The sequence below is a fragment of the Burkholderia sp. 9775_39 genome, from assembly GCF_015712225.1.
Taxonomy (GTDB): Bacteria; Pseudomonadota; Gammaproteobacteria; order Burkholderiales; family Burkholderiaceae; genus Burkholderia; species Burkholderia cenocepacia.
Genome location: NZ_JACCQC010000003.1, coordinates 111270 through 128059, shown reverse-complemented (window position 1 = coordinate 128059; position 16790 = coordinate 111270). Strand labels below are relative to the sequence as shown.

Annotated in this window: 19 protein-coding genes; 5 read left to right on the top strand and 14 right to left on the bottom strand. The window is 69.9% G+C overall.

The features are described 5' to 3' along the window. Positions 1–87: 87 nt before the first annotated feature. The 3 genes from H0X90_RS05755 to gloB form a co-directional block, all read right to left on the bottom strand. Positions 88–1305 (bottom strand): nitrate/nitrite transporter, encoded by a 1218-nt coding sequence (locus H0X90_RS05755; protein ID WP_077189629.1) that lies wholly within the window; start codon positions 1303–1305, stop codon positions 88–90. Positions 1306–1460: 155 nt separating this feature from the next. Beyond that, positions 1461–3047, bottom strand: coding sequence for a transglycosylase SLT domain-containing protein (locus H0X90_RS05750; RefSeq protein WP_012492491.1), 1587 nt, complete (start codon positions 3045–3047; stop codon positions 1461–1463). A 151-nt stretch (positions 3048–3198) separates the two neighbouring features. Further along, the gene (gene gloB / locus H0X90_RS05745; protein WP_077189628.1) at positions 3199–4035 is read right to left on the bottom strand and encodes a hydroxyacylglutathione hydrolase; all 837 of its coding nucleotides are present in this window, start codon (positions 4033–4035) and stop codon (positions 3199–3201) included. An 18-nt stretch (positions 4036–4053) separates the two neighbouring features. On the opposite strand from gloB, the gene H0X90_RS05740 reads away from it, so the two are divergent. Genes H0X90_RS05740 through dnaQ form a run of 3 tightly spaced genes read left to right on the top strand, consistent with a single transcriptional unit; the run spans position 4054 to position 6081 of the window. Further along, entirely contained in the window at positions 4054–4866 is an 813-nt protein-coding gene (locus H0X90_RS05740) for a class I SAM-dependent methyltransferase (RefSeq protein WP_059721253.1), read from the top strand. Continuing rightward, positions 4863–5306 (top strand): ribonuclease HI, encoded by a 444-nt coding sequence (gene rnhA / locus H0X90_RS05735; protein WP_006490549.1) that lies wholly within the window; start codon positions 4863–4865, stop codon positions 5304–5306. Before H0X90_RS05740 ends, rnhA begins: the two co-directional genes overlap by 4 nt. Before the next feature lie 40 nt (positions 5307–5346). Next, complete coding sequence (dnaQ, locus tag H0X90_RS05730) at positions 5347–6081, top strand: DNA polymerase III subunit epsilon (protein ID WP_077189627.1); 735 nt, start codon at positions 5347–5349, stop codon at positions 6079–6081. A gap of 27 nt (positions 6082–6108) precedes the next feature. On the opposite strand, the gene H0X90_RS05725 is transcribed toward dnaQ, so the two are convergent. Continuing rightward, entirely contained in the window at positions 6109–6441 is a 333-nt protein-coding gene (locus tag H0X90_RS05725; RefSeq protein WP_034200763.1) for a YnfA family protein, read from the bottom strand. A 540-nt stretch (positions 6442–6981) separates the two neighbouring features. On the opposite strand from H0X90_RS05725, the gene proP reads away from it, so the two are divergent. Further along, positions 6982–8472, top strand: coding sequence for a glycine betaine/L-proline transporter ProP (proP, locus tag H0X90_RS05720; protein WP_006497622.1), 1491 nt, complete (start codon positions 6982–6984; stop codon positions 8470–8472). Between the two features lie 110 nt (positions 8473–8582). Here proP and H0X90_RS05715 read toward each other — a convergent pair whose 3' ends face one another. Beyond that, entirely contained in the window at positions 8583–8789 is a 207-nt protein-coding gene (locus H0X90_RS05715; protein ID WP_006491323.1) for a hypothetical protein, read from the bottom strand. 172 nt (positions 8790–8961) lie between these two features. After that, positions 8962–9591 carry a glutathione S-transferase family protein gene (locus H0X90_RS05710; protein WP_006491322.1) on the bottom strand — a complete coding sequence of 210 codons (630 nt, stop codon included), beginning with the start codon at positions 9589–9591 and terminating at the stop codon, positions 8962–8964. Between the two features lie 172 nt (positions 9592–9763). Between H0X90_RS05710 and H0X90_RS05705 the strand changes: the two genes are divergently transcribed. After that, positions 9764–10981 carry an esterase gene (locus H0X90_RS05705; protein WP_048989191.1) on the top strand — a complete coding sequence of 406 codons (1218 nt, stop codon included), beginning with the start codon at positions 9764–9766 and terminating at the stop codon, positions 10979–10981. Positions 10982–10988: 7 nt separating this feature from the next. On the opposite strand, the gene H0X90_RS05700 is transcribed toward H0X90_RS05705, so the two are convergent. The 8 genes from H0X90_RS05700 to mdcC all read right to left on the bottom strand — a co-directional run bounded on the left by H0X90_RS05700 (position 10989) and on the right by mdcC (position 16787). After that, positions 10989–11636 carry a phosphoribosyltransferase gene (locus H0X90_RS05700; RefSeq protein ID WP_058901313.1) on the bottom strand — a complete coding sequence of 216 codons (648 nt, stop codon included), beginning with the start codon at positions 11634–11636 and terminating at the stop codon, positions 10989–10991. Positions 11637–11761: 125 nt separating this feature from the next. After that, positions 11762–12283 (bottom strand): phospholipase D-like domain-containing protein, encoded by a 522-nt coding sequence (locus tag H0X90_RS05695; RefSeq protein ID WP_034200766.1) that lies wholly within the window; start codon positions 12281–12283, stop codon positions 11762–11764. 116 nt (positions 12284–12399) lie between these two features. Next, the gene (locus tag H0X90_RS05690) at positions 12400–13332 is read right to left on the bottom strand and encodes an acyltransferase domain-containing protein (RefSeq protein ID WP_062910848.1); all 933 of its coding nucleotides are present in this window, start codon (positions 13330–13332) and stop codon (positions 12400–12402) included. Continuing rightward, a complete protein-coding gene (gene mdcB / locus H0X90_RS05685; protein WP_077189626.1) occupies positions 13329–14195 on the bottom strand; it encodes a triphosphoribosyl-dephospho-CoA synthase MdcB in 867 nt (288 codons plus the stop codon). The genes H0X90_RS05690 and mdcB overlap by 4 nt, the downstream gene beginning before the upstream one ends. Beyond that, the gene (mdcG, locus tag H0X90_RS05680; RefSeq protein ID WP_077189625.1) at positions 14192–14860 is read right to left on the bottom strand and encodes a malonate decarboxylase holo-[acyl-carrier-protein] synthase; all 669 of its coding nucleotides are present in this window, start codon (positions 14858–14860) and stop codon (positions 14192–14194) included. The genes mdcB and mdcG overlap by 4 nt, the downstream gene beginning before the upstream one ends. Then, complete coding sequence (mdcE, locus tag H0X90_RS05675) at positions 14847–15554, bottom strand: biotin-independent malonate decarboxylase subunit gamma (RefSeq protein ID WP_077189624.1); 708 nt, start codon at positions 15552–15554, stop codon at positions 14847–14849. The genes mdcG and mdcE overlap by 14 nt, the downstream gene beginning before the upstream one ends. Then, entirely contained in the window at positions 15541–16476 is a 936-nt protein-coding gene (locus tag H0X90_RS05670; RefSeq protein WP_062884635.1) for a biotin-independent malonate decarboxylase subunit beta, read from the bottom strand. Before H0X90_RS05670 ends, mdcE begins: the two co-directional genes overlap by 14 nt. Beyond that, positions 16473–16787: a malonate decarboxylase acyl carrier protein gene (mdcC, locus tag H0X90_RS05665; RefSeq protein ID WP_006485317.1), complete on the bottom strand. Its 315-nt coding sequence runs from the start codon at positions 16785–16787 to the stop codon at positions 16473–16475. The genes H0X90_RS05670 and mdcC overlap by 4 nt, the downstream gene beginning before the upstream one ends. Positions 16788–16790: the final 3 nt, after the last annotated feature.

Sequence of the window (16790 nt, the reverse complement as noted above, 5' to 3'; positions counted from 1 at the left end):
ATCGTACGCGCGCCGCGCCCTGCCGCCCGGCGCGACGTGCTGCGGCCCTGTTTTCGCGGCCGCCCTGCCTGTCAGCGTACCGCCGGATCAGTGCGCTTGGCCAGCGCCGCGCGCGGGCCACACATACCAGACCGCGCTCGCGAGCTGCAGCGCGAGCAGCACGCCCCAGGCGGTGAAGTGCGCGGCGGCCGGATAACGGCCGTCGACCGCCGGCCAGTGCGACAGCACGGCGCCGACGCCGATCTGGAACGCGAAGATCAGCAGGAAGATCACGAGCGTGAGCGTCGTGTTCGCGCGGCCGATCAGATGAGCGGGAAAGTGGCCGGCCATCACCGCGTAGGTCAGGATACCCACGCCGCCGAACACTCCGTAGGCGGCCCACAGCACGGCGGGCGGCAACGGCACGCGCGCGACGATCGCGAATTGCGTCGCGACGAACAGCGCCATGCCGATGCCGCAGGTTGCGTAGACCGACACGCCGCGCCGCTCGAGCACGCGCGCCGTCGCGCCGAAGCCGACGCAGCCGGCCATCATCGCGAAGCCGAGCACCGACACGAGACGCGCGGCATGCGGCGCATCGAACCCGCCGACATCGCGCAGATACGGGCCGACCCACAGCGACTGCATCGCATAGAACACGCCCTGCGTGACGACGGAGAACGACGCGATCTTCCAGAACGCGCGGCTGCTCAGGATGTGCCACGTGCCCTTGAACTGGCTGACGAGCCCGCCCTGATGGCGCGCCTGCTGCGCGTCGGGCGCGCCGAAGCCGATCGATGCCGCGACGACCACCGTCAGCACCGCGAGGCCGAGACAGATCGCGCGCCAGCTCGCCCAGCCGAGCAGCCAGGTCAGCGGCGAACCGACCATCACGCCGCCGAGGCCGCCCACGGCCATCACGAGGCCGTTGACGAGCGGCAGCCGGCCGACGGGGAAATGCTGCGCGAGCGCCTTGAACGCCGCGCCGAGACACACCGATACGCCAACGCCGATCAGCAGCCGGCCGACCATCATCGTGCCGATGCCGTGCGCCGCGCCGAACACGGCCGCGCCGGCCGCCGCGAACAGCAGCATGCCGGCCGTCACGCGGCGCGGGCCGAAGTGGTCGAGCATCACGCCGGCCGGAATCTGCGCCCCCGCGAAACCGAGGAAATAGAGGCTGGTGAGGAGACCGAGATCGGCGGCCGACAGGCCGAGCTCGTGCGTGACGAACGGCGCGAAGCCCAGATTGACGCCGCGGAACACATACGATACGAAATACCCGACCGAAAACAGCGCGAGCACCCTCACCTGTACCGACAACATCGCTCCCCCTTGCCCCATGAAGATGAAGACGCGTGACGTAGCGCCGCCCGCCGCGCACAAACGAAAACGCCGTCACCTCGGTGACGGCGTTTCGTCGAATTCGTCGGATGATAGCGCAATCGTGCCGGCCTGACCGGCCGCCACGCTAGCCGCGCTTACTTCTTCTTGCCCTTGTGCGCGGCGGTCTTGGCCGGCGCGGCTTTCGCGGGAGCGGCCTTCGCCGACTTCGCCGCCGGCCGGGCCGACGACTTGGCGGCGCCGCGCTTGCCGCCGTGCGACTTGCCGCCGACCGCCAGGCTCGCGCGCTCGATGTGCGCACCGCCCGTCGACGTCGCGATCCGCTCCGGACCGGGCTCCGCCGGCACCGAACGGCCGACCGGCACGTGCAGCACGAGCGCCTGCCCCGGCATCACGACATCGCGGTGCGTCCGGTTCCACGCCTTCAACTGGCCGACCGACACGCCGTAGCGGCCGGCGAGCGCCGCCATCGACTGCTTGCGACGCACGCGGATCAGCATCTTGCGCGTATCGGGGACGTCGGGCTCCATCGCGAGTGCGCCGTTTTCGGCGACGTCAGCGCTGATGTCCTCGTCGTCGTCATCGCCGCGCGGCACGACGATCGTCGAGCCCGGCTTCAGGCGCATGCCGGCCGGAATCTTGTTGACCGACATCAGCGTATCGGCGTCGACGCCGATCTTCTCGGCGATCGCAGCCGGACGCGCACGCTCGCTGACCGTATAGGTGGTCCACGACGACAACTGGCCGCTATAGGCTTTCAGGTTCTTCTCGAACGCGGACGCGTTGTCGAACGGCAGCAGGATCTGCGGCTCGGTCGCGCCGAGGATCACGGGCTTCGAGAACGACGGGTTCAGCGAGCGGAACTCGTCGAGCGGCAGGTTCGCGAGCTTCGCGGCCACCGCCACGTCGATGTCGCGCGACGTCGTGACCGTCACGAAATACGGGTGGTTCGGGATATCCGGCAGCGTCAGGCCGTACTGCTGCGGGCTCGCGATGATGTTCTTCACCGCCTGCAGCTTCGGCACGTAGTTGCGCGTCTCGTTCGGCATCCGCAGGCTCTGGTAGTCGGTCGGCAGGCCGGCCGCCTGGTTGCGCGCGATCGCACGCTGCACGTTGCCCTCGCCCCAGTTGTACGCGGCCAGCGCCAGATACCAGTCGCCGAACATGTCGTGCAGACGGGACAGGTAGTCGAGCGCGGCGCTCGTCGACGCGAGCACGTCGCGGCGCTCGTCCTGCCACATGTTGCGCTTCAGGTTGTACGTGCGGCCGGTGCCGGGCATGAACTGCCACATGCCGGCCGCCTTCGCGACCGACAGCGCCTGCGGGTTGTATGCGGACTCGATGAACGGCAGCAGCGCGAGCTCGGTCGGCATGTGACGCGCCTCGAGTTCCTCGACGATGTGATACAGGTACTTCTGCGAGCGCTCGGTCATGCGCTGCACGTAATCGGGACGCTGCGTATACCAGGTCGTCTGCATGTCGACGAGATCGCTCTGCAGATCGGGCATCTGGAAGCCGCGGCGGATGCGCGCCCAGAGATCGGAGTCTGCACTGGTCAGGTCGCCGACGGATTGCTTGTCGACGTCGACAGTTTCTTTGGCGGTGGCTGATTTACGGAGGTAGTTGGACGTCGCCTGCGAATCGGCGGCGTTGTTGGCGACAGGAGGCTGGCTCGCACAAGCGGCGAGTAGCAGCACCACCATCGCACTCAATATAAGTCGCATGAAAATCTCGGCTTCCGACGGCTGGAAATTGCAGGCGATACTACGGAAGTGCGTGCTTCACGTCAATAAAAACACCGAAAACTCAGCGAAATCCTACATTTGGAGCAATTTTTACAGACACCGCTTGAGCTTTGGAGTCCTCCGGAAAACGTCATCGGAACCGGTTTTTCCATTCGCGCATCAGCGTGAATGCCGCCAGACGATCCGTCACCGTTTCGTGCAGCTCGGCCTCGAGCGTCGCGTGGATCGCCGCGCTGTCGGCCCGCATGAACGGGTTAACGGCACGTTCGTGGGCGATCGTAGTGGGCAGCGTCGGCACGCCGCGCGCACGCAGCGCCTGCGCGTCGTCGCGCCACGCGGCGAGCGCCGCATTGCCCGGCTCGCACGCGAGTGCGAAGCGGATGTTCGACAGCGTGTATTCGTGTGCGCAATGCACGCGGGTATCATCCGGCAGCGCCGCGAGCGCGTCGAGCGACGCGAGCATCTGCGCGGGCGTGCCTTCGAACAGGCGGCCGCAGCCACACGAGAACAGCGTGTCGCCGCAGAACACGTGCGGCACCGCGTTGCCGTGGCCGGCCGCGCCTTGGCCGGTCGCGCCTTGGCTGGCCGCCTGAAAATACGCAATGTGGCCGCGCGTATGGCCCGGCACGTCGAGCACGTCGAATGCGACGGCCGGCGCGTCGAGCGTCACGCGATCGCCGCCCGACAGCGGCCGCGTGACCACGTCGATCGCTTCGGCCGCGGGGCCGTAAACGGTGAGCGGAACATCGGCCGGTTGGCTATGCAGCAGCGCGTCGACACCGCCGACGTGGTCGGCGTGGTGGTGCGTGAGTAAAATAGCGGTCAACCGCCAGCCTCGTTCGGCAAGAACCCGGCGTACGGGCGCGGCTTCACCCGGGTCGACGGCGATCGCATCGCGGCCGTCCGAGACGAGCCAGATATAGTTGTCTTCGAATGCCGGAACCGGCACGTATTCCAGCTCGTTCATAGGCGCGCAATCATCGTTATGTCTGACCGTCAAATTATAGACTGGCCCGCCTGGACCGACTCGCCGCCCGGCCGCTACGTGCTGGGCTGGGAGCAGGCGCAGCTCGACCGGATCGTATCCGACGTCTTCGGCTTCCACGCGCTGCAGCTCGGCCTGCCGCAACTCGACGCGCTGCGCGAGAACCGCATGCCGTATCGCGGCCTCGTGCTCGACCCGGCGAGCGGCGCGAGCGCGCCGTACCAGTATCCGTGGGCGCGCGAAGCACACACGGCGGCCCACGCGCCCGCCGATCGCAGCACGACGTGGTGCGACCTGCTCGACCTGCCGTTCGAGTCGCAGAGCGTCGACCTGATCGTGATGCCGCACACGCTCGAATTCACGTCCGACCCGCACCGTCTGCTGCGCGAGGCCGAGCGCGTGCTGATGCCGGAAGGCCAGCTCGTGATCACCGGCTTCAATTCGCTGAGCCTGTGGGGCATGCGGCAGTCGTTCGGGCGCATGGCGAACCGCCCGTTCGTGCCGGCCACGCGCGACCAGATCGCGTTCATCCGGCTCAAGGACTGGATCAAGCTGCTCGGCTTCGACCTCGAACGCGGCCGCTTCGGCTGCTACCGGCCGCCGCTCGCCACCGACAAGTGGCTGGCCCGCTACGGCTTCATGGAGGCCGCCGGCGACCGCTGGTGGCCGATCTTCGGCGCCGTCTACATGGTGACGGCCGTCAAGCGCGTGCGCGGCATGCGCCTCGTCGGCCCGATCAAGATGAAGAAGCCCGTGCTCGCACCGGGCCTGACGCCGGCGGCCTCCCCGACCACCCACCAAGAACGTTCATGACAACCGACACCATCGACATCTATACCGACGGCGCCTGCAAGGGCAACCCCGGCCCCGGCGGCTGGGGCGCCCTGCTGCGCTACGGCAGTCAGGAAAAGGAACTGTTCGGCGGCGAGCCGAACACGACCAACAACCGCATGGAGCTGATGGGCGTGATCGCCGCGCTCGAAGCGCTGAAGCGGCCGTGCCGGGTGATCGTGCATACCGACTCGCAATACGTGCAGAAGGGCATCAGCGAGTGGATCCACGGGTGGAAGAAGAAAGGCTGGGTCACCGCGGCGAAGACGCCCGTGAAGAATGCCGACCTGTGGAAGCGGCTCGACGCGCTCGTCGCGCAGCACGAGATCGAGTGGCGCTGGGTCAGGGGTCACGCGGGCCATCCCGAAAACGAGCGCGCGGACGCGCTCGCGAATCGCGGCGTCGAATCGCTGGCCGCCTGAACCGCGGCCGCCCTCTCCTGTTTTTGTTGCTTTTCCCGATATGCGCCAGATCATTCTCGATACCGAAACCACCGGCCTGAACGCCCGCACGAGCGACCGCCTCATCGAAATCGGCTGCGTCGAGCTGCTGAACCGGCGGCTCACCGGCAACAACCTGCACTTCTACGTGAACCCCGAGCGCGACAGCGATCCGGGCGCACTGGCAGTGCACGGCCTCACGACCGAATTCTTGAGCGACAAGCCGAAATTCGCGGAAGTCGCCCACCAGATCCTCGACTTCGTGAAGGACGCCGAGCTGATCATCCACAACGCGCCGTTCGACCTGGGCTTCCTCGACGCCGAATTCGCGCGGCTCGGCCTGCCGCCGTTCACCGAGCATTGCGGCGGCGTGATCGACACGCTGGTGCAGGCCAAGCAGATGTTCCCCGGCAAGCGCAACTCGCTCGACGCGCTGTGCGACCGCTTCGGCATCAGCAACGCGCACCGCACGCTGCACGGCGCGCTGCTCGACTCGGAGCTGCTCGCCGAGGTGTATCTCGCGATGACGCGCGGCCAGGACAGCCTCGTGATCGACATGCTCGACGACGCGAGCGCCGACGGCGGCGCCGCGAACGGCAAGCGCGTGTCGCTCGCCGCGCTCGACCTGCCTGTAGTGGTCGCAAGCGACGACGAGTTGGCCGCGCACCAGGCTCAGCTCGACGAACTCGACAAGTCGGTCAAGGGCACCTGCGTGTGGCGCCAGCCCGCCGACACGGATACCGCCGAAGCGGCCTGACGCACGCGCCCCGCGCCGCGGCCGCGCTTACGCGCGCGGCTGCAGCGCGATGACGGCCATCCCGCCGAGCGCGAGCACCGCGCCGGCCACGTCCCAGCGGGTCAGCGCGACGCCGTCGACCACCCGCAGCCAGACCAGCGCCACCGCGATGTACACGCCGCCGTACGCGGCATACGTGCGCCCCGCCGCACTGGGGTGCAGCGTCAGCAGCCACGCGAACAGCGCGAGCGACAGCGCGGCCGGCACCAGCAGCCAGGCCGGACGCCCGGCCTTCAGCACGAGCCACGGCAGGTAACAGCCGACGATTTCGGCCAGCGCGGTAGCGGCGAACAGCGCCGCGATCCTGATCAGTTCGGTCATCCGGTTCCTCGCGAATTCAGCCCCGTCGCGACGGGCGGCACGGCCGCGCCGCGCGCCGCCGATCATACCCGAGCGGGGCGCGCCGGAGGCCCCGCCAGACGGGCGACTCCCGGCAATTTGCACGATCGTCCGTCATCGTGCTATCATGTCGCCTGTTTCAACATTCAATCTCTGTCTTTTCGATTTTGAGAGAAGTCCGTCCGCACGCTGCGGGCCGGTGCCTCGATCGAAATTGCATCCACAGGAAAGCCCGCCCGACAGGCCCGCTTTTCTCGTTTCGCTGCCCCTCCGGGGCGTTGCCGGCACGCCGGACACCTCGTCCGCACCGGCATCCGCCGCCTGCATCACGCGGCCCATTCTTCATGAGCGCACTGTCGCGACGGCCCACCGGGCCCGCGTCGAAGCAGCCCCTTGCAGCCCGTTACTGCCTCCTGTGCAGTAAGTGCTTAATGGTCTGCCCCGACGCGCAGCACACGACGCCGCGCTCGCCGGCAAACCGTGTCGGACGGCCCGCCCGTTCCGGCGCTGTCAAAGGAGTGCATGACCTTGACCGCAACACACGTCAGCCCGACCGCTGTCTCTTCCCCCGCTTCGTCGTCCGGCGAGGCCCCGCTCGCCGCGGACGACATCACCGTCGTCGACCAGAGCCTGCTCAAGCGCGCCGTCAGCGCGATGGCCATCGGTAACGCGATGGAATGGTTCGACTTCGGCGTCTACAGCTATATCGCCGTCACGCTCGGCAAGGTGTTCTTCCCGTCCAGCAGCCCGTCCGCGCAGCTGCTCGCGACCTTCGGCACGTTCGCGGCCGCGTTCCTCGTGCGCCCGCTCGGCGGCATGGTGTTCGGCCCGCTCGGCGACCGCATCGGCCGCCAGCGCGTGCTCGCCGCGACGATGATCATGATGGCCGTCGGCACCTTCGCGATCGGCCTGATTCCGAGCTATGCGTCGATCGGCATCATGGCCCCGGTCCTGTTGCTCGTCGCCCGCCTCGTGCAGGGCTTCTCGACCGGCGGCGAATACGGCGGCGCGGCGACCTTCATCGCCGAGTTCTCGACCGACAAGCGCCGTGGCTTCATGGGCAGCTTCCTGGAGTTCGGCACGCTGATCGGCTATGTGCTGGGCGCGGGCGTCGTCGCGCTGCTCACCGCGTCGCTGTCGCAGGAAGCGCTGCTGTCGTGGGGCTGGCGCGTGCCGTTCCTGATCGCCGGCCCGCTCGGCCTGATCGGTCTCTACATCCGGATGAAGCTCGAGGAAACGCCGGCATTCAAGCGCCAGGCCGAAGAGCGCGAAGCGCAGGACAAGGCCGTGCCGAAGGCGCGCTTCCGCGAAACGCTGCTGCGCAACTGGCGTGCACTGCTGCTGTGCGTGGGCCTCGTGCTGATCTTCAACGTGACCGACTACATGGTGCTGTCGTACCTGCCGAGCTTCATGTCGTCGACGCTGCACTTCGACGAATCGCACAGCCTCGTGCTGGTGCTGATCGTGATGGTGCTGATGATGCCGATGACGCTGTACGCCGGCCGCCTGTCGGACAAGGTCGGCCGCAAGCCGGTGATGCTCGCCGGCTGCGTGGGCCTGCTGGCGCTGTCGATCCCGTCGCTGATGCTGATCCATGCGGGCACCACCGCGTCGGTGTTCGGCGGTCTGCTGATCCTCGGCGTGCTGCTGTCGTGCTTCACCGGCGTGATGCCGTCGGCGCTGCCCGCGCTGTTCCCGACCGAGATCCGCTACGGCGCGCTCGCGATCGGCTTCAACGTGTCGGTGTCGCTGTTCGGCGGCACGACGCCGCTGGTCACCGCGTGGCTCGTCGACGTGACGCACAACCTGATGATGCCCGCGTACTACATGATGGGCGCCGCGTTGATCGGCATCGTGTCGGTCGTCGCACTCGCCGAAACCGCGCGCCAGCCGCTGAAGGGCTCGCCGCCGGCCGTCGCGACGCGCCGCGAAGCGCACCAGCTCGCGCGCCAGTTGCGCGAGGAGGACGACGAACCGGAAATCTACGGCGTCGCGACTCCCGCCCGCGCGTGAGCGTCACCCCATGAAAAAGCCCCGGCCGAAGCCGGGGCTCGATCGAAACCGATCCGCCCGACCGGCTTGCGCCGGCCGGGCTTTTTTTCATCCTTCCGATGCGGATGCCTTCACGCGCGCGCTTCGCAATGGCGGCAGAAGATCAGCGCACGCGAGCGCGACACCGCCGCCTGGGCACCGCGCGTGGCCATGATCAACCCGACCTGGCCGAGATTGAAATCGCGCTCGACCATCAGTTGCGTCAGCGCGGCAAGCGGCAACACGACGGACGGGTGGTACAGGCTCGATTCGATCAGGGCTTTCATCATCGGCTCCATCTGGCAATGCGTGATTTGATGGAGTGGATTCTAGGGATCGGTCGGGTCCGGATAAACAGCGCGAATGCGAAGTCACTTGTCAGCCGTTGAGAACAATCGGCCGCGGCTTGCCGGACAAGGCCGCGCGGCCGCCGACAGCGGCGTGCGACAGCCCGGCGCCCCGCTTCGAAGCCTAGACGAGCGGCGTGTCGACGAAGGCCGGCAGCGCTTCCGCCCGCGCGGAATGCGCGGCGAGCGCCGGATAACGGGCCGGATCGATCCGCGCGAGCACCGGATAGTCGGCCGCCATGAACTGCGTGAAGCGCCACGCCACCGCGACGGTCACGTCCGACTGCAGCAATCGCGCACCGCCGAACCAGCCGCGGGTGGCCGCGACCAGTGGTTCCAGCGCGCCGTATGCCCCTTCGAGCTGGCTCAGCACGCGATCGACCCACGGTTCGTGCTGCTTGTCCGACGGGCGCAGCGCCTGCTCGTAGACGACCTGCACGGTTTTCTCGGCCGCGGCCAGCGCGAACCCGATCGGCACCAGCGCGCGCAGCCGGGCCTCGACGGCGTCGGGCAGCAGGCGCCGCTCCGGCGCGGCCAGGTGGTCGAGATAGTCGACGATCAGCGACGAATCGAGCAGCGTCGCGCCGCCGTCGGTCACGAGCGTCGGCGCCTTGACGGCCGGGTTGAGCGTCCTGAACCGCTCGAGATGACGGAACACCGAGATCGACTCGTGTTCGAACGGCAGGTCGAGCAGCTTCGCCGAAATGGCGACGCGGCGCACGAACGGGGAATCCAGCATGCCGATCAGCTTCATCGCGAACGCTCCGCTTCGAGGGAATGGGACTGACGACTGTAGCAGCGGCGCGCGGCAATGCCTAGCGTGCCCGTGCGCTTGATGTGCATCAGCCGGCCGCGCACCGGGCTCCCGCTGCCCGGCCACTGTGACCATAATGGAGATTCACGCTTCTTCCGCCCCAGGGTCCGCCATGTGGTATGCCGTCGTCGAGCAGCAGCGGGAATGGATGCGCGCATGGCGCGCGGCGACGCGCTACGCGTTCGACGCATGGCCCGCAGCGTCGCTGCCGCACGCCGCGTCATCGTGCTACGACGACCTGTTCGAACCGCTGCTCGGGCCGCAGGCCGCGCCGCCGGGCTTCGACCTCGCGTGGCCTGCCGTCAGCGAGCAGATCGTCGCGCACACCCCGTTTTGCGACCTGCGGCGCTTCGCGCACGCCGATGCGCACCGCACGGTGCTGCTGTGCGCGCCGCTCGTCGGGCACGCGGCCGTGATGATGCGCGAAACCGCCGAAACGCTGCTCGCCGATGGCGACGTCTGCGTGACCGACTGGCGCAATGCGCGCGACGTGCCGCTCGCGGCAGGCCGTTTCGGGCTCGACGAATACGTCGCGATGCTCGACGGCTTCGTCAGCACCCTCCAGCACGACGATCGGCCGCTACACGTCGTCGCCGTATGCCAGGCGACCGTACCGGCACTCGGCGCACTCGCGCTGCGCGCCGCGCGCGGCCTTGCGCCGCCCGCGAGTATCACGCTGATCGGCGGTCCGATCGATGCCCGCCTGAACCCGAGCGCGCTCGGCGCCGCGGCCGCCGCCCATTCGCTCGACTGGTGCCGGCGCCACCTGATCGACATCGTGCCGCCCGGCTTCGCGGGGCACGGCCGCCACGTGTTTCCGACCTATCTGCAACAGGGCGAGATCGCGCTCCTGTATCCGCAACGCTTCCTGACGCTGATCGAGACCTACGCGCTGGCGGCTTCCCGCTTCGACATGACCGGGCTTGCCGACGCGCGGCGTGCGCTGCGCGAATACACGGCGCTGCTCGACATGCCGGCCGACTATTTTCTCGACACGGTCGACGTCGTGTTCCAGCGCATGTTGCTCGCGACCGGTGCGTGGCGCGTGCACGGCCGGCGCGTCGACCCGGCGGCGCTGCGCGACGTCGCGCTGCTGACCGTCGAAGGCGCCCGCGACGCGGTTACCGGCGCCGGCCAGACGCATGCGGCGCTCGAGCTGTGCAGCGGCCTGTCGACCGACGAGCGCCATCGCGTCGACATCGACGATTGCGATCACTACGGGTTGTTTACGGGGCCGCGCTGGCACGGCAACGTCCATCCGGCGCTGCAGCGCGTGTTCGCGGCGGCGGAAGCCGGCCGACCGCGCCCGCGCCGGACCACGCGAAACTGATGGCGCGTCAGGGACGGGCCGCGTCGAGCAGCGCGCGCACCTCGTCGTCGCTCGTCTGCTCGAAGCGCGCGTAGAACTGGCTGATCCCGAAGAACCGCAGCGGCTGCGACACCGTGACGAACGCATCGGCCAGCCCGTCGAACGCATGCGCCGCGGCCGCCGGCGCGACCGGCACCGCCGCGACGATGCGCGCCGGGTGGCGCTCGCGCAGCGCCTGCAGCGCAACGCGCATCGATGCGCCGGTCGCGACGCCGTCGTCGACGACGATCGCGATGCGTCCGTCCACCGCCAGCGGCGGCACCGCGCCGCGGTACAGCGCTTCGCGGCGTTGCAGTTCGGCCGTCTCGCGCGCGATCACGTCGGCGAGTTGCGCATCGGATACGTCCATCGCGCGGATCACCGACCGTTGCAGATGCGTCGCGCCGCCCGTCGCGATCGCGCCCATCGCGAGCTCGGGATCGAACGGCACGCCGAGCTTGCGCACGACCAGCACGTCGAGCGGCGCGCGCAGCGCGCATGCGACCGGATACGCGACGGGCACGCCGCCGCGCGGCAACGCGAGCACGACGACATCGCTTCGCCCCGCGTATTCGCGCAACGCATCGGCCAGTTGGCGGCCGGCATCGGCGCGATCGGCAAAACTGCTTTCGGTCACGATCGGCTCCCTGCCGTTGCACCGGACGAGCGAAAGCCGCGTCGGCGCCTGTCAACGAGGATGGTTCATCGGTCGCGCCGATGCAAGCAGGGTCATACCGGCGCACGGGTCGCCGCAGGAAAGGGTCAGAGGCCGCCGGCCTGCCGGTACAGCCGCCAGAACGACTGCGCGTAGGACTGCGCGAGTTCGGGCGCGCGCCGGAACACGTTCACCGTGTCGGCCTGCGCGGCCGCGCCGTCGGACAGCGTCGTCAGCGCGACGCTGTCGTCGACGATCAAGAAGCGCGACGCGGGGCCGCCATGCCGCGAATCGATCGCGACGTCGATACCGGCGGATTTGAGATAACCGGCGCCGCTGTACTTCCCCGCGCGCGGCGGGCGCACCAGCACGACGCGTACCTCGATCCCCCGCGCGCGGGCCGCGCGCAGCGCGCTCGCGACAGCCGGCGGCACCTGCGCATAGCCGGCCAGCAGCACGCGGCGCTGGGCCTGTTCGATCAGATCGACGGTCGCGTCGGCCGCCGCGTTGTCATACGAAAAGTACGTGCCGACCGATGCAGCGTCGGACGGAATCTGGCTGGCGTGGACGCTCGTCGTGCAGCAAAGCGCGGCGAGAAAGAAGGCGGCTGGTCTCATGGCGGGCGCCATTGTAGCGGCGCCAATTCGCGTGACAAGGGGCGGCTGCGACGCTGCTGCGCCGGCGCAACACACCGGGCAAAACAAGGGCGCGGCGACCGGGTTTCACGCCGGTTTCACCCCGTCGATCAGCCGGCTGCGACGCGCGCGAGCCAACTCGTCACGCCGTCGACCGAACGGAAATCCGCGAGGCTGCGCGCCGGCAACGCGGGATACGCGCCGCCCGCCATCTCGGCCAGCGCGCGCCCCGGGCCGAGTTCGAGAAACGCGGTGGCGCCGGCTTCCACGCACGCGGCGAGGCAGGCTGCCCACTCGACCGGCTCCGCGATCTGCCGCGCGAGCTTGTCGAGGCCCGTATCGACATCAAGCACCGACGCGCCGTCGATTCCCGAGAACAGCCGCGTGCCGGGCAGCGGCCGGCGCACGCGCGTCGCGGCCAGCGTCGCGCGGAATGCCGGCACGGCGGCGGCCAGCCGGCGCGTGTGCGACGCGATCCGCACGCAGACGGGCGCGACGCGCAGCGCGCCGGCGCGCTGCGCGTCGTCGGCCACGGCATCGACATCGGCATGCCGCCCGGCGACCACGAACGCATCGCCGGGGTTCGCGATCGCGATGGCCGCGTCGCGACCGTCGCACAACTGCGCCAGTTGCACGCGCGTCAGGCCGCGCACGAACACCATCCGCTCGTCGCCGCTGCTCGCGGCATCCATCGCGCGCGCCCGCGCATCGGTCAGGTCGAGCGCGTCGTGCGGCCCGATCATCCCCGCGACGCTCCACGAGCCGACCTCGCCGACGCTGTAGCCGGCGACACAGCGTCGGCGCGGCCACACCGCGTCGAGCAGCGCGGCCGCCGCGAGTGCCTGGACCGTGCAGAGGATCTGCGCGGCACGGTTGTCCCGCAGCGCATCGGGCCCGGCCTGCCGGACCCACATGCGCGGATCGTCGCCGAGCAGCCGGCCCGCATGCGCGAACAGTGCATCGGCCTGCGGCGCCGACCCAGTGAGGTCGAACATGTCGGCGCGCTGCGCGCCTTGGCCCGAGCACAGGATGGCCAGCGTCATCGCGCGTCCCGTTCGGCTTCGAGCGCATCGACGAACACGCTCATCGCGAGCAGGTCGGCCGCCCCGCCCGGGCTCAGCCGGCGCGCCACGAACGCACGATGCGCGGCCGTCGCGCGCAGCCGCCAGTTGCGCGCCCGCACGCCGCCGCACGCGACGAACGCACGGGCAGTCACGCGGGCGAAATCGAGGCCGTCCTGCCCGCCCCGGTGCAGCAGATTCGTGTCGTCGAGCGCGGCGATCAGCGCGAAACACGCGGCGACCCGCGCGGCTTCCGGATCGTCCGGCAGGTCGCGCCGGGCGCGGCGCAGCGCCGGCAATCCGACCGCGTACACGGTCGGAAAGCCGTCGGCCGCCTCACGACGCGCACCGCCGACACCGTAGCGCCGGCTCGCGCGCTCGCCGTGGCTGTCCGGCAAACGCGGGCCGCCGAGGATCTCGACGCCCCACCGGCGCGACACGAACGCGCCAAGCGTCGTCCCGGCCGGCACCGCGCCCGGCATCGCGCGCCGGCCGGCGGCCGCGCACAGCAGCCCGAGCCCGAAGATCGCGCCGCGATGCGTATTGACGCCGCCGGTCGCGGCGAGCATCGCGTGCTCGGCGCGCAGGCCGATCTTCCGCAGCACGGCCATGTCGGCGTCGCGCGCACCCGCGTCGGCGAGTTCCGCGAAGTACGGCCGCAGCACGGCGGCGCTGCGCGCGAACGTCGCGGCATCCATGTCCGTGTGACTGCCGGTGTCGACGTGGCTGACGAGGCCCGGCTTCGGATAGGTGTCGATCTCGAGCACGAGGCTGCGCTCGGCCAGCGCCGCGATGCGTTCGGCATCGGACGGCGCCGCTACGCGGCAGGCAGCCCGTGCGGTCATCGCGGGCCTCCGGTGAAGGCGTCGGCGCGCATCAATTCGACCTCAATCGCGGTCTTCACCGCGACTTCGGGCAACCGCGCGTGCAGTTCGCGCCAGTTGACGCCCGCGCCGTCGGCGCGCAGCAGTTCGCCGTCGATGCGCATCGGTGCGCGCGCGTCGATCGCCGCGAGGCCGTCGAGCAACGGGGCGAGCGATGCGGGATCCGGCAGCCGAAACACGATATCGAGATCGGACGAGGCGCCGAGGTAAGGCTCGCCCGTCAGCGCCTGCCAGGCGAGGCTGCCGAACACGCGACCCTGCACGCCGCAGCGTGCGCCGAGCGCCGCGAGCTCGTGCAGCGGCGCATGCCATGCCGCGGGCGCGGCGGCGAGTACGTCCGTCAAGGTCGGCAGCGGGCCGATCGTCGCGAGCGCGCCGGCGGCCGCGTTCAGCGCGATGCGCCGCTTGCCCGCCGACGGCGGCAACGGCAGGCCGAGCGGCACGCGGCCGGCATCGGCTTCATCCGGCGACGCGCGACGCACGATCAGCGGCCAGCCGCGTTCGGCCCATGCACGCACGAGCGGATCACCGGCGAGCGCGGGGTCGCGGGCGAATGCCGCGCCCCACCCGGCCGCCGTCAGCGTGACGAGCGTGTGGCGGCGCAGCGGCAGCTCAGCGTGCGGCACGCGCGAGTGCCTCGACGCGGGCGGCGACGTCCGTCGCGACCGGCCGGCCGCGCGCCGCGCGCCGGTCGATGCGCTCGGCCGGCTTGCCGAGCCATCCGCCGACCTGCGCGTCGAGCGCGCGGGACGGATCGAGCACGGCGTCGACGGCGCCCATCTTTACGAGGTTGTCGAGCCCCGGCGCGAATACCGGTGTCGAACGCGCCATCTCCTTCAGCACGTCGATCGGCAGCTTGGTCACGCGCGACATCGACGGCAGGTCCATCACCTCCGGCTCGGCGCCCGGCACCGCGAGCAGCGTGCGCGTCGCGAGCGCGGTCGCGATGAACGCGCCGGCGGCCGTGTGGCCGTACAGCACGCCGATCGTCCGGTGCCCGGCGAGATCCGCATGCATCAGGCACTTCGCGAGATGCGACAGCCCTTCGTTCAGGCCGAGCAGTTCGTCGCGCTTGCTCATCCGCTGACTGTCGCTGTCGACCAGCACGAGGATCGGCGTGTCGCCGCCACGCGCGATCGTGTCGAGCACGCACGACGCGAGCGTCAGCGCCTCGTCGATGCCGAACGGCAGGCGGTCGGCCACGCCGATCACGTCGACGCGCGTGCCGGCCAATGCCGCGTGGCCCGTCAGCAAGCCGCCATTGCGCGCAATCGAATGGCCGGCGGGAAACAGCGAGTTCAGTACTTCATCGAGCGTCATGCTGGGGCTCCTGCAGTTGATCGGCCAGCTTCGCGAATTCATCGTCGGACATTCCGGGAATCGCTTCCGGCCGACCGGCCCCGAGCGCACGCCACACGTCGAGCGCATCGTTGCAGCCGCCGAACCGTTCGACCCGCGCTTCGAGACGCGCCTGTTCCGCGCGCAGCATCGCCGCATCGAACGGCGGCGCGCGGCCGATCAGATCGAGCGCGGCCGCGCGAAACGCGTCCGGCGTATCGGCCACGTAGCGATCGGCGCCGCCGATCAAGCGCCGATGCTTGCCGCCCATCGTGCGCCAGATCAGCGCGCGATCCTTCGAGTCGAATTCCTCGACGCCGCGATTGGTCTCGATCACTTCGGGACCCGACACGCTGATGCGCCCCTGCTCCGACACCACGAGCGCCGAACAGCACGCGGCGAGCAATCCGCCGCCGCCGTAGCAGCCCGCGCGCCCGCCGATCAGCCCGATCACCGGCACGCCGGCGGCCCGCGCGTCGACGAGCGCGCGCATGATCTCGGCGATCGCGAGCTCGCCCGCATTCGCTTCCTGCAACCGCACGCCGCCCGTATCGAACAGGATCAGCACCGGCTTGCCGACTTCGCGCGCGGCGCGCAGCAACCCGGTGAGTTTCGCGCCGTGCACTTCGCCGAACGCGCCGCCCATGAAACGGCCCTCCTGCGCGGCGACGAACACGGGCCGGCCGTCGAGCCGGCCGTGCCCGACCACCATCCCGTCGTCGAACTGCTGCGGCAGCGCGAACAGCGGCAGGTGCGGGCTCGTCACGCGCTCGGCCGGCCCGAGGAACTCCGTGAAACTGCCTGCGTCGAGCAGCCCGTCGATGCGCTGTCGCGCCGACGCTTCGTACCAGCTCGCCGCGTTTGCGACGAACGCCGGTGCGTCGTGGATCACGTCGTTCGTCATGCGTCCCCCTCGATCGCGCGCACGGCCTGCGCGAGCCGCAGCGACACCATGTCGGGCCGCGCGCCGCCGTCGTTGATCGACAGCTTCAGGCCGCCCGGCGTACGCCGTTCGACGAAATCCGATACGACCGCCTGCCAGACCGCGCCGAAACCGACGGCCGCGGTGCGGATGTCGATCTCGCATTCGTTGCCCGGCAGCACGCGCTCGACGAGCACCTCGAGATTGCCGGACGCGACCACGCCGACGAGCGCCGCGGCCTGCTCGCCCTTCGCGCGTTCGCGCGCGGTGAAGCGATAGTTCAACTGTTCCATGCC

What these genes read in the sequence shown, in the direction of transcription:
- H0X90_RS05755 (WP_077189629.1), bottom strand. Translation starts at nt 1,305, where the DNA reads ATGTTGTCGGTACAGGTGAGGGTGCTCGCGCTGTTTTCGGTCGGGTAT.
- H0X90_RS05750 (WP_012492491.1), bottom strand. Translation starts at nt 3,047, where the DNA reads ATGCGACTTATATTGAGTGCGATGGTGGTGCTGCTACTCGCCGCTTGT.
- gloB (WP_077189628.1), bottom strand. Translation starts at nt 4,035, where the DNA reads ATGAACGAGCTGGAATACGTGCCGGTTCCGGCATTCGAAGACAACTAT.
- H0X90_RS05740 (WP_059721253.1), top strand. Translation starts at nt 4,054, where the DNA reads ATGTCTGACCGTCAAATTATAGACTGGCCCGCCTGGACCGACTCGCCG.
- rnhA (WP_006490549.1), top strand. Translation starts at nt 4,863, where the DNA reads ATGACAACCGACACCATCGACATCTATACCGACGGCGCCTGCAAGGGC.
- dnaQ (WP_077189627.1), top strand. Translation starts at nt 5,347, where the DNA reads ATGCGCCAGATCATTCTCGATACCGAAACCACCGGCCTGAACGCCCGC.
- H0X90_RS05725 (WP_034200763.1), bottom strand. Translation starts at nt 6,441, where the DNA reads ATGACCGAACTGATCAGGATCGCGGCGCTGTTCGCCGCTACCGCGCTG.
- proP (WP_006497622.1), top strand. Translation starts at nt 6,982, where the DNA reads ATGACCTTGACCGCAACACACGTCAGCCCGACCGCTGTCTCTTCCCCC.
- H0X90_RS05715 (WP_006491323.1), bottom strand. Translation starts at nt 8,789, where the DNA reads ATGGAGCCGATGATGAAAGCCCTGATCGAATCGAGCCTGTACCACCCG.
- H0X90_RS05710 (WP_006491322.1), bottom strand. Translation starts at nt 9,591, where the DNA reads ATGAAGCTGATCGGCATGCTGGATTCCCCGTTCGTGCGCCGCGTCGCC.
- H0X90_RS05705 (WP_048989191.1), top strand. Translation starts at nt 9,764, where the DNA reads ATGTGGTATGCCGTCGTCGAGCAGCAGCGGGAATGGATGCGCGCATGG.
- H0X90_RS05695 (WP_034200766.1), bottom strand. Translation starts at nt 12,283, where the DNA reads ATGGCGCCCGCCATGAGACCAGCCGCCTTCTTTCTCGCCGCGCTTTGC.
- H0X90_RS05690 (WP_062910848.1), bottom strand. Translation starts at nt 13,332, where the DNA reads ATGACGCTGGCCATCCTGTGCTCGGGCCAAGGCGCGCAGCGCGCCGAC.
- mdcB (WP_077189626.1), bottom strand. Translation starts at nt 14,195, where the DNA reads ATGACCGCACGGGCTGCCTGCCGCGTAGCGGCGCCGTCCGATGCCGAA.
- mdcE (WP_077189624.1), bottom strand. Translation starts at nt 15,554, where the DNA reads ATGACGCTCGATGAAGTACTGAACTCGCTGTTTCCCGCCGGCCATTCG.
- H0X90_RS05670 (WP_062884635.1), bottom strand. Translation starts at nt 16,476, where the DNA reads ATGACGAACGACGTGATCCACGACGCACCGGCGTTCGTCGCAAACGCG.
- mdcC (WP_006485317.1), bottom strand. Translation starts at nt 16,787, where the DNA reads ATGGAACAGTTGAACTATCGCTTCACCGCGCGCGAACGCGCGAAGGGC.